Source organism: Flavobacterium yafengii (assembly GCF_030010375.1).
Taxonomy (GTDB): domain Bacteria; phylum Bacteroidota; class Bacteroidia; order Flavobacteriales; family Flavobacteriaceae; genus Flavobacterium; species Flavobacterium yafengii.
The window spans coordinates 1,718,272-1,728,193 of the sequence record NZ_JASCRY010000001.1; the positions used below are offsets into that span (position 1 = coordinate 1,718,272).

A 9,922-nucleotide genomic window follows, 5' to 3' on the forward strand; every position below is an offset into this window, starting at 1 on the left:
TATAGTTTTAAAATTAGCAACAGCCTCCACCAGGAGTGCAGCTATTGGTTTGACTTGGAATTTCAGATAATTTCACTTTTTGTTTTTCTGCAGGAATGCCACATTGATCTTGTGCCAAACATGCTGTTTGTTTGTTTAATAAAGTAAATGCTGTTCCGTTGAAACCAATATCGTATTTTCCAATCGTTTCTGCTTGGAATTCTACTTCTACTTCATAATCTTCAATTCCCAGTATTTTTTCTGAAAGAGCAATGATATCCAAAAGTTTTTTTGGTTTTAGACGGTGTTCAAAGTCATTGGCATCCCATAATTGGAAGTTAACAACGGTTTCTTTTCGAACTTTTCCACCGCAATCAATAAAGTTTTTGGTGATTAAGCCCACTTCAGTTACGTGAAAATGTTCTGGAACATAGGTTCCGTTTGGTAATACAAAAACAACGTTTTCTAACGTGCTCAACTCTTTTTTAATTTCTGATAATTTCATGATTCTTGTAATTTAAAAATTAACAACATTGATTTTTCTTGTTCTCTAAATAGGTATTGATGTGCTGAAAAAAGCCCTTTATTTTATTAAAACCTTCTTCGTTAAGGCAATAGCAAATGGCATTTCCTTCAAAATTGCCTTTTATAAGTCCGGCATTTTTTAGTTCTTTCAAATGCTGCGAAACAGTAGGTTGGGCTAGTGGCAGTTCGTTTACAATATCGCCACACACACAACTGTTTACTTTGATGAGGTGTTGTATAATAGCAATACGTGCAGGATGGCCTATGGCTTTCGCTAAAGTTGCCAATTCGTTTTGCTCGTCTGTAAAATGTTCTGATTTAGTAATTCCCATCGTTATATATTTATATTGCAATATTACGATATAGATATGTAAAAACAAAATTTAGAATAGTAAATTTTTAAAAGTCATTCAAAATTTACATCCATTTCGATAGAAAATCAATCAGTTCTTCTCTCAATTCTCTAAAAAGTTTTTCAAAAATGGCAATACTTTCTCGGTGCTTTTTATGGTCTGAAAATTTTTCTTGATCAATTGCATTTGGATTCTTTAGTACAGCTGCCTTAAGATACGATTCGTGACTTTTAATATCGTGATTTAAGATATCTATCTGTTCCTTTTGAATAATCAGCTGATTATGAAAATAATCTGCCAGGGAGCGTACCTCATTTGAAGTATTCTTTTCTGCAACCTCCGTAATTCGATCAGCCATAATTTTAAGCTCATCTTTATAGAACAAAAGTTTGTTTAGCCACGTTTTATGTTCTTCGTGTAATTCATAAATTGTTTTTTTAGTTTCCATTTTTTTGTCTTTTTAATAATTTGAGTTTTTCTTTATTTTAATAAAAATTGTAAAAGGGAAAGCTTTGGGGGAATTTATTCCAAAATATCAAAGCTCAAATAGATCTTTTGGAATAGCATGAAATCCGACTAGTTTAACTCGATTTTCAATATCACTTATAGGTATCATTTTGGAAGTGTGTACTGTAAATTCTCTTGGGAAAATTCCAGTATTCAATACAACTTCTTTTATTCCGTCTAATTCTAATAGGCTAGATTTTATTTCTATTAAATCAATATCTTCTATAGCATTTGTCCCAAAAATTTTGCCATGATTACCCGGGATTACATTATCAGTTAGTACACTCATGTCTTTATTTTTTATAATTAGTAATTGAGTTATATTTTGAATTAAGTAGCTTAAAGTTAGTAATTTATGTTTTATAAAAATGAAAAAAAATAAAATTTTTAACTTTCAAAAATAAATTGATTCAATAAAAAAATCCCTGAACAAAAAGCATGTTTAGGGATGTTTAAAAATATATATAATTACTAATGCAAGGGTAATTCAACTGAACAGTTTTGTTTCATGCTGCCGGTTTCAATATATCTGGAGTGTAGTTTGAACGCTTCTTCTAAAATGTGAGGTGTATGTCCGCCGCGCAAACAAGCCCGATTAAAATAATTTGATAATTCGTCTTTGTATTCCGGATGCGTACAATTTTCAATGATAACTTTGGCGCGTTCTCTGGGTGCAAGTCCTCTTAAATCGGCAATTCCTTGTTCGGTGATTAAAATATCAACATCATGTTCCGTATGGTCCACGTGTGAAACCATTGGTAAAACATGAGAAATGGCATTATATTCTTTTGAAGATGATTGGGTAACAAAAATACTCAAATAGGCATTTCGGGCAAAATCACCCGAACCACCAATACCGTTCATCATCTTGGTTCCAGAAATATGGGTTGAATTTACATTTCCATAAATATCAAATTCAATGGCTGTATTTATGGCTATAACTCCTAATCTTCGTATCACTTCGGCTGAATTGCTGATGGTTTGCGGTCGAAGTAGAATTTTGTCCTTGTACTTTTCGAAATTATCAAGAATGTGTTTATAGCAATTTTCAGAAACGGTTACGGAAGAAGCCGATGCAAAATCTAATTTTCCGCTGTCAATTAGTTCAAAAGTGCTGTCCTGCAAGACTTCGGAATACATTACTAAATTTTCAAAATTTCCTTTGGCAAAGCCAGACATGACCGCATTAGCTACTTTTCCTATTCCCGCTTGTAACGGCATTAATGATTTGGTTAAGCGTCCTTCTTTGATTTCATTTTCAAAAAAAGCCAGTAAATGATTGGCAATGGCAGCCGTTTTGGGATCTATTGCAGTTACTTGTGCCGGACTATCAGGAATTTCTGTGAAAACAATTCCAATGACTTTGTCAGGATCAATCGTGATATAATCGGTTCCAATTCTTTCATCTGCAGCTGTGATGTTTAAAACGTCTCGATTTGGATAATTTTTTGAAATATAAATATCATGAATCCCTTTGAATTCAAATGGTATGGAAGTATTTATTTCGATGATGATTTTATCGGCCGCATGCGCAAAAGTAGCTGAATTTCCAACTGAGGTTGTTGGAATTACATTTCCATTCTCATCAATGTACGTGGCCTCAATTACAGCAATGTCAATTTTTGGAAGGTGTTTGTTTTCTAATAATTCGGCTGTTTCACTTAAATGTTGGTCTATAAAAAGTACTTTTCCTTCGTTTATTTTTTTTCGTAAAGTAGCATCAACCTGAAATGGCATTCTTTTGTACAAAGCGTTATTGTTAGCTAAGTCCGCATCTGTGGTATGCCCTAAAGAAGCACCGGTAATTAATGTGATTCCAATAGTTTCTGATTTTGCTCTTTCGGCAAAAGCAGGTAAAACAGCTTTACTGTCACCAGCTTTTGTAAATCCACTGGTTCCGATAGTCATTTTGTCTTTGAAAAATAAAGCGGCATCTTGTGCAGAAATAACTTTGTCTTTGTAACTTTGAAATCTAATTCTATCCGACTGCATAATTATGTGTTTTTAATAAAAAAATAACCAAAAATTGATGTTTTGATAATGAATTAAATCAATTTTTAGATTTTAATTTATATCATGTACAATTTTAGTGAAATTAAGAACTGGATAAATATCGTAATAAGTCATAAAAATATTCATTTCAGCCACAATGAGTCCATTAGAAACTTTAGAAGAGAAATATTATATAAAAGAGGTTGATACCGATAAAAAAAGTATTTATTGCCACCATGATTTGATGGGTGAATTGTTAATTCCAACTCACAAGCATGAAAAAGCTCAAATGCTCTATTCTGAAGGTGGTATTGTTCACGTCACCACTGAAACCAAATCTTATTTTCTTCCTGCGCGTCATTTTATCTGGATTCCAGGCGGAATAAAACATAGTATTCATCCCAATTCTGAGCATGTCATGATGCGGAATTTGTATTTTCCAATAGATTCAAATGAAGATCCTTTTTATGAAAAAGAAGGCATTTATCCCATTAACGATTTATTGCTGCAAATGATGCTTTTCACAAACCGATGGAACGGAAATCTAAAAAAGGGGACTAGAAATTTTAGTATTGCCAATGCAATAAAAGCCATTTTACCAGAAATCTGTCTGACTAATTTACCGTTATCGTTGCCTTTGCCAAAGGATATTCGCCTGAATAAAATCATTAGTTATTTAGATAAAAACTTGGGAGAAACTATTTTGTTCTCTGATTTGGCCAATCGATTTGGTTTTAGCGAGCGCTCTTTGTATCGTTTGTTCCAAAAAGATTTGGGCATGTCATTCATTCAATATTTCACGATTCGGAGAATTTTAAAAGCAATTGAATTGTTACTCGAAAAAAATCTATCTGTTAATGAAGTGGCGCAAGCTGTGGGATATAGTAGCGTTCCAACTTTTAGCAACACATTTTTCAAGATTTTAGGACAACGCCCTTCTGATTATTTAAAAGGGATTGAAATATTAAAAAAGTAGTTTTTCACAGCACTCATTTTCTGCAATCGTTATAGTGTTTGTCCTTGTTTTATAATTGTCTGAAATGAATAAATAGTTGGCTTTTGTTGATTTTACGGCATGGATTAAATTTGGGAACTTTGTATTCTATTCCTTTATCTATATTATGTTTCTTAAAAATCAGGTTTTTTTGAACCAAGCGAAAATTAATTTTTCAAAAAATTACTTGTTGCTATTCCTCTTCTTTCATGGATTCACTTCATTACAGGCACAACAAGTTTCCACAATTTCTTTGAATGATGCTTTAAAAATTGCTAAAGAAAATAATAAGGCGATTCAGAAATCTCATATCGAACAGCGAATCTCAGAAAAAGAAATTGCAGTGACAAAAAATCTTCGTTTGCCGGAAGTTAATTTTAATGCGATGTATTCCCGATTATCTGACTTGACGGAATACGAAGGTGGTTTTTTCTCAGACAAACATACCTATACTCCTGAACCTGGAACCGTACTATATGATGTCGTTACAAAATTTGATGTACCGCTTTATGCTGGTAATAAAATCAATAATGCGATTAAAAAGTCGAAAGAGGAAAACGAAATTGCCAAAATCAAGGTAGAGAAGACGCAGAATAACATTCAATTACAGGTGATAGCTACTTTTTTGGGCATTTATAAAATGATGGAACTCCAGAAAATCATTGGCGAAAGCATTAAAGAAGAACAGGAACGATTGAAAGAAGTGAAAGCTTTTAAAACCTTTGGAACGGTTACTAAAAACGAAGTGTTGCGTTCTGAGTTGCAACTTTCAGATCGTGAGCTTAATTCGTTAACGAATAAAAAAAACATCAAAATTGCACTTCAAGAGTTAAAAACAGTATTGCAGTTGCCCGAGGAAGTTGAAATTGCTATTGATACAACAGGATTACTCGATATCGCTCCTTTGAAAGACTATGATTTCTATTTTAAAGAGACGCTTCAAAACGAAGAAATGCGTATCGCAAATAGGGAAGTGGACGTTAAAAAAACAGAGTTAAAAATGGTGAAAGGGAATTATTATCCTAAGGTCAGCTTCTTTGGAAATTATAATCTAAAATATCCTGACTACATGTTGTTTACGCTGAATCGTTCTTATCTCTATACCATAGGGCAAATAGGAGTAGAGGCTACTTATAATTTGTCGGGTTTATATAAAAATAAAGCCAAAGTTCAGGTTGCCAATTTAAAAGTGGATTTGCAAGAAAATGAATCGGAGCTTGTGAAAAATGAAATGGTGGATAAAGTGTTTAGAAAGCATACCCAATATCAGGAAATACTGGACAAGTTACCGGTTACAGATAAAGCATTGGATTTAGCCAATGAAAATTATCGCATTGTAAAAGTAAAATACCTTAACCAACTGGTTTTGATTACGGAAATGGTCGATGCGGATAATGCGTTGCTTCAGGCAAAATTCAACAAAGTTTCCACTAGAATAGATATGGTTATGAAACAGTATGAATTGCTCCATACGGCAGGATTACTCAACAAATAATAATTCAATTTAATATAATTTAGTTTCAAATTTATATGGTAAAAGTTCATAATTCGTCAAGAGCTCATCGATCATTTCATAGATTAATTACCGTGATATCCGGTATGCTGGTTCTCGGCGGAATTGTTTTAGGGATTTGGTTTTATATTTTTAATAAAAATCACGAAGAAACTAATGACGCCCAGGTGGATCAATATGTAACGCCAATTATGGCTCGAATTACAGGGTATGTAACTGAAGTGCGCTATAATGAAAATCAATTTGTTCACAAAGGCGATACATTACTAGTAATTGACGATAGGGAATACAAAGCGCATTTAGACATGGCATTGGCCGATGTTGAAAATGCAAAAAGCAATAGCATTGTGATTGAAAAAAATGTCGCAACAACTTCTAATGTAACTTCCGTTAGACTAGCTCAGTTACAAGCTGCAAAAACAGAAGTTTGGAAAACAAAATTGGAATACAATCGCTATAAAGGATTAGTAAGCCAAGAAGCGGCTACTGAACAACAGCTTGAAAAAGTAAAAGCGGATTATGAATTGGCTCAAGCGCATTATCAGGAAATAGTAAACACGATTCAATCGGCGGTATTGAACACCTCAGAAGCTTCGGCTAAAATACCTACGGCTCAGACTATAATTCAGTCCAAGCAAGCGGTTGCTGACAATGCTACTTTGTTTCTTTCCTATACTGTAATTACAGCTCCTTATGATGGTTGGGTTGGTAAAAAAATCATGCAACCGGGACAAATGATAAAAGAAGGGCAGACCTTAGTTTCTATCGTTAGCAAGGAAAAGTGGATTACGGCTAATTTCAAGGAAACACAACTGCAATATTTATCCATTGGCCAAGAAGTGGAGCTGAAAGCAGATGCAATAAGTGGAAGAGAATTTATAGGAACTATTGAATCTTTATCGCCAGCCAGTGGCGCACGTTTTTCATTATTGCCTCCTGATAATGCAACGGGTAACTTTATAAAAATAGAGCAAAGAATTCCAGTTCGAATAAAATTAAAAGAAAGTGATGCACAAACGGACTTTCTTAGAGCCGGTATGAATGTTACCGTTATTGCCGAACACAAATAATCCAATGTCAAAAACAAGTATTTTTAAATCTTGGGTTCCTAACTGGGCCATTATTGCTATAATATTTTTCTGCATGTTGCATTCCATGGTTTTATTAGGAGTATATACTTCTAATGTGACGTATGCAGCAAGTTTTTTGGATGTAGAAGTTGAAGATTTACAGTTTTCGATGTGTGTTACCTATGGGACTTTTTTAGCTACCATTCTTATCGAAAGTCGGTTTTTTAAGTTTTTTCCAACCAAGAAATATTTTCTGGTTATTTATAGTTTGGCAGCTTTAACATTTATACTAACGGCTTACATAGAAAATTTTTATTTGTTTATTATGCTAAGAATGGCCGAAGGAATTCTGATGGCATTACCAGTTTTACCCTTAAGACAATTTTTGATTGCACGGTTTAAGTCTAAAAATGCCGTGATTATTGCTTTTACAATTAATTATGGAGCCTTGATGCTGGCTTCTCCTTTTATAATGAATATTGCGGTGTGGTTGCTGGAGAATTACGATTGGAAATATATGGCGTATGGTTCCGCTTTTTTCCAAATTGTGTGCGTGGCTTTGGTTATGATTACCTTTAATAACAATCGGTTTCATAAAAAAATTCCGTTGTATCAGATTGATTGGGCCAGTTTTATTCTTGTGCTTACCGCTATTTTGTGCGGTAGTTATTTTGTGGTTTATGGTCAAAAAAAATATTGGTTTGAATCCCCCCAAATTGTTGCAGCACTCATTGTTGCCTTGCTAACAGGAGGTTTTTTTATTGCCCGACAAATGCTGGTGAAGAGACCTACTTTTGATATGCGAGTCTTTCGCTATGCGAATCTAAGGACCGGATTGTTGTTATCCGTAGTTTTCTACATTGCCAGAGCAACATTGAATATTTGTCATAGTACGATGGCAGTTGTCTGGAATTGGGAGCCTTCAAGAGTGGCGCATGTGCAGTATTTGAATTTGACAGGAAATGTAATTGGGATGATTTTGACTGTGGTGTTTTTGTCCAAATCCGTAGCTTCTCGCTATATTTTTATAATCGGATTTTCACTTTTAGCGCTATTTCATTTTTGGTTTACGTTTCTTTTTGTGCCGGATGCATCCCTGTTTGATATTGCGATTCCGTATATGTTACAGGGTGTGGCTGTAGGAATAATATTTGTTCCGTTAGTCTTGTTCACGGTATCTGCCGTTCCTACGCACTATGCTCCTTTTGCGGGAGTAGTGGGAGTTGCAGGGCGTTTTTGGGGAAGTATAATGGGTTTTGCCATGATTCAAAACGCAGGATTGTTTTTACAGAGTACCCATTTTACAAAATTCAGACAATTTGTTCTTCCCGAAAGTCCAGAAACGCAAATGCGTGTCGAACAACTCACCCGAAGTTTTATGACTAAAGGCTATACTGTGGATGACTCCAATACATTAGCGATGAAACAAATTATCAGTTCGGTTTCAAAACAATCGGTTTTATTGTCCAATATGGAAATCTTTACTGCTATTGGTTATCTAATGGTTATTGTGGTTGTTTTTCTATTGCTTAATCAGCATTTAAGACAAACATTTGACCTTTTAAAAAATAGAATTTGGGGTACTTAAAAAGGTGTACTGTAAAGTTTTAAATAGAAAATACCCTATTCTGATGAAGTGTAAGAATAGAGTATTCTTTTATACTTATATAATCTATTTTTATTTAAAAATGTTTAACTTAGTGTTCTGAAAATCAATTAAATAAGTGTAAAATGAATAATAGAAACGATAAATTGAATTTTGATAAAAGAAAACCGGGTAAAAAGGATAAAAATGCAATCCCGGATTCTCTTTTATATCCACCAAGTGAAGATATATACAGTCAATTCCATAAAGAAATGGAAATAGATCCGGAAGATATTTCTAAAAATAAAGTCCCTGTTGAAATCAATAATGTCACGGAATTGAATGAAAAAAATTTTGAGGAGGATGTTTCTGGTGGAGATTTAGATGTTCCTGGCTCAGAATTAGATGATGAATTGGAAAACTCGGGAAATGAAGATGAAGAAAATAATCATTATAGTATAGGTGGCGACAATCATAGTAATTTAGATGAGAATTCTGGAGATAAAATTTAGTAGAAGGTTTTGTCGTAAATTTTAAATCCCAATCTAATTAATCATGTCTTTAACGGAATACAATCAAAAGCGTAATTTTAAATCCACTTTAGAACCTGAAGGGAAAATGAAGCAATCGTCAACTGAATTAATTTTCGTGGTGCAAAAACATGCGGCTTCTCATTTGCATTATGATTTTCGCTTGGAGGTGGATGGTGTGTTAAAAAGTTGGGCAATACCAAAAGGGCCGTCTATGAATCCGACTGATAAAAGATTGGCCATTATGGTAGAAGATCATCCTTATAGTTATAAAGATTTCGAAGGTACTATTCCAGAGGGAAATTATGGCGCAGGGAATGTTATCGTTTGGGATAATGGAACCTATACTTTAGCTGATGAAGATAGGGTAGATGATGCAGAAAATAAATTACTATCCGATTTACAAAAAGGGCATCTTAGCTTTAATCTTAATGGAAAAAAACTGAAAGGTGAATTCGCATTGGTGAAACTAAAAACAAAACAGGAAAATACATGGCTTCTGATAAAGTCAAAAGATCAATATGCAAATGATGAAGATGTTTTGCAACAAGACAAATCTGTACTTTCTGATATGACATTAGAAAGTATGCAAAAGAAGAACGGATAATAATTATGATTTGAGCGTTCCGCCTTATAAAAAGAGAGTCAATTAATTTAGGGATTAGTTGGCTTTCTTTATATAATGATTTGGGCTATGTGCTACAAGTCTTCGTCCGGTTGAGTTTGAGACTCAACGGTACTGTGGGCTTTTGACTTCAAATGAAATTCACAGAACTCGGATTAAAATAAAAGTGAAGTAATCCCTAATGCGAACTTCGGTAAAGCGGAGCTTTTTGTTGTTTTGAGGAATTCAAAAAGACATCCAGACGATACC

General features: G+C 33.9%; 11 protein-coding genes. 6 read left to right on the top strand and 5 right to left on the bottom strand.

Annotated elements, in window-relative coordinates; genetic code table 11:
- Positions 1 to 13: 13 nt before the first annotated feature.
- The 5 genes from QLS97_RS07515 to scpC form a co-directional block, all read right to left on the bottom strand.
- Positions 14 to 484, bottom strand: coding sequence for a DUF6428 family protein (locus QLS97_RS07515; protein WP_282715500.1), 471 nt, complete (start codon positions 482 to 484; stop codon positions 14 to 16).
- Positions 485 to 503: 19 nt separating this feature from the next.
- Positions 504 to 836 carry an ArsR/SmtB family transcription factor gene (locus QLS97_RS07520; protein ID WP_282715502.1) on the bottom strand — a complete coding sequence of 111 codons (333 nt, stop codon included), beginning with the start codon at positions 834 to 836 and terminating at the stop codon, positions 504 to 506.
- An 85-nt stretch (positions 837 to 921) separates the two neighbouring features.
- Positions 922 to 1,305 (bottom strand): hypothetical protein, encoded by a 384-nt coding sequence (locus QLS97_RS07525; RefSeq protein ID WP_282715504.1) that lies wholly within the window; start codon positions 1,303 to 1,305, stop codon positions 922 to 924.
- A gap of 87 nt (positions 1,306 to 1,392) precedes the next feature.
- Entirely contained in the window at positions 1,393 to 1,653 is a 261-nt protein-coding gene (locus QLS97_RS07530) for a heavy-metal-associated domain-containing protein (RefSeq protein ID WP_282715506.1), read from the bottom strand.
- Positions 1,654 to 1,835: 182 nt separating this feature from the next.
- On the bottom strand, positions 1,836 to 3,356 hold the full coding sequence (scpC, locus tag QLS97_RS07535) for a succinyl-CoA:acetate CoA-transferase ScpC (protein ID WP_282715508.1): 1,521 nt from the start codon (positions 3,354 to 3,356) through the stop codon (positions 1,836 to 1,838).
- Between the two features lie 157 nt (positions 3,357 to 3,513).
- Between scpC and QLS97_RS07540 the strand changes: the two genes are divergently transcribed.
- From QLS97_RS07540 to QLS97_RS07565, 6 genes are all read left to right on the top strand, one after another.
- On the top strand, positions 3,514 to 4,332 hold the full coding sequence (locus QLS97_RS07540) for a helix-turn-helix domain-containing protein (protein WP_282715510.1): 819 nt from the start codon (positions 3,514 to 3,516) through the stop codon (positions 4,330 to 4,332).
- A 169-nt stretch (positions 4,333 to 4,501) separates the two neighbouring features.
- Positions 4,502 to 5,845, top strand: coding sequence for a TolC family protein (locus QLS97_RS07545; protein WP_282715512.1), 1,344 nt, complete (start codon positions 4,502 to 4,504; stop codon positions 5,843 to 5,845).
- A 35-nt stretch (positions 5,846 to 5,880) separates the two neighbouring features.
- The gene (locus tag QLS97_RS07550) at positions 5,881 to 6,933 is read left to right on the top strand and encodes an HlyD family secretion protein (protein WP_099714957.1); all 1,053 of its coding nucleotides are present in this window, start codon (positions 5,881 to 5,883) and stop codon (positions 6,931 to 6,933) included.
- Positions 6,934 to 6,937: 4 nt separating this feature from the next.
- Positions 6,938 to 8,521, top strand: coding sequence for an efflux MFS transporter permease (locus QLS97_RS07555; RefSeq protein WP_282715514.1), 1,584 nt, complete (start codon positions 6,938 to 6,940; stop codon positions 8,519 to 8,521).
- Positions 8,522 to 8,664: 143 nt separating this feature from the next.
- Positions 8,665 to 9,030, top strand: coding sequence for a hypothetical protein (locus QLS97_RS07560; protein WP_099714960.1), 366 nt, complete (start codon positions 8,665 to 8,667; stop codon positions 9,028 to 9,030).
- Positions 9,031 to 9,073: 43 nt separating this feature from the next.
- Positions 9,074 to 9,655, top strand: a complete 582-nt coding sequence (locus QLS97_RS07565) for a DNA polymerase ligase N-terminal domain-containing protein (RefSeq protein ID WP_282715515.1) — start codon at positions 9,074 to 9,076, stop codon at positions 9,653 to 9,655.
- Positions 9,656 to 9,922: the final 267 nt, after the last annotated feature.

Coding starts and splice junctions, on each gene's coding strand:
- QLS97_RS07515 (WP_282715500.1), bottom strand. CDS start 484: ATGAAATTATCAGAAATTAAAAAAGAGTTGAGCACGTTAGAAAACGTT.
- QLS97_RS07520 (WP_282715502.1), bottom strand. CDS start 836: ATGGGAATTACTAAATCAGAACATTTTACAGACGAGCAAAACGAATTG.
- QLS97_RS07525 (WP_282715504.1), bottom strand. CDS start 1,305: ATGGAAACTAAAAAAACAATTTATGAATTACACGAAGAACATAAAACG.
- QLS97_RS07530 (WP_282715506.1), bottom strand. CDS start 1,653: ATGAGTGTACTAACTGATAATGTAATCCCGGGTAATCATGGCAAAATT.
- scpC (WP_282715508.1), bottom strand. CDS start 3,356: ATGCAGTCGGATAGAATTAGATTTCAAAGTTACAAAGACAAAGTTATT.
- QLS97_RS07540 (WP_282715510.1), top strand. CDS start 3,514: ATGAGTCCATTAGAAACTTTAGAAGAGAAATATTATATAAAAGAGGTT.
- QLS97_RS07550 (WP_099714957.1), top strand. CDS start 5,881: ATGGTAAAAGTTCATAATTCGTCAAGAGCTCATCGATCATTTCATAGA.
- QLS97_RS07555 (WP_282715514.1), top strand. CDS start 6,938: ATGTCAAAAACAAGTATTTTTAAATCTTGGGTTCCTAACTGGGCCATT.
- QLS97_RS07560 (WP_099714960.1), top strand. CDS start 8,665: ATGAATAATAGAAACGATAAATTGAATTTTGATAAAAGAAAACCGGGT.
- QLS97_RS07565 (WP_282715515.1), top strand. CDS start 9,074: ATGTCTTTAACGGAATACAATCAAAAGCGTAATTTTAAATCCACTTTA.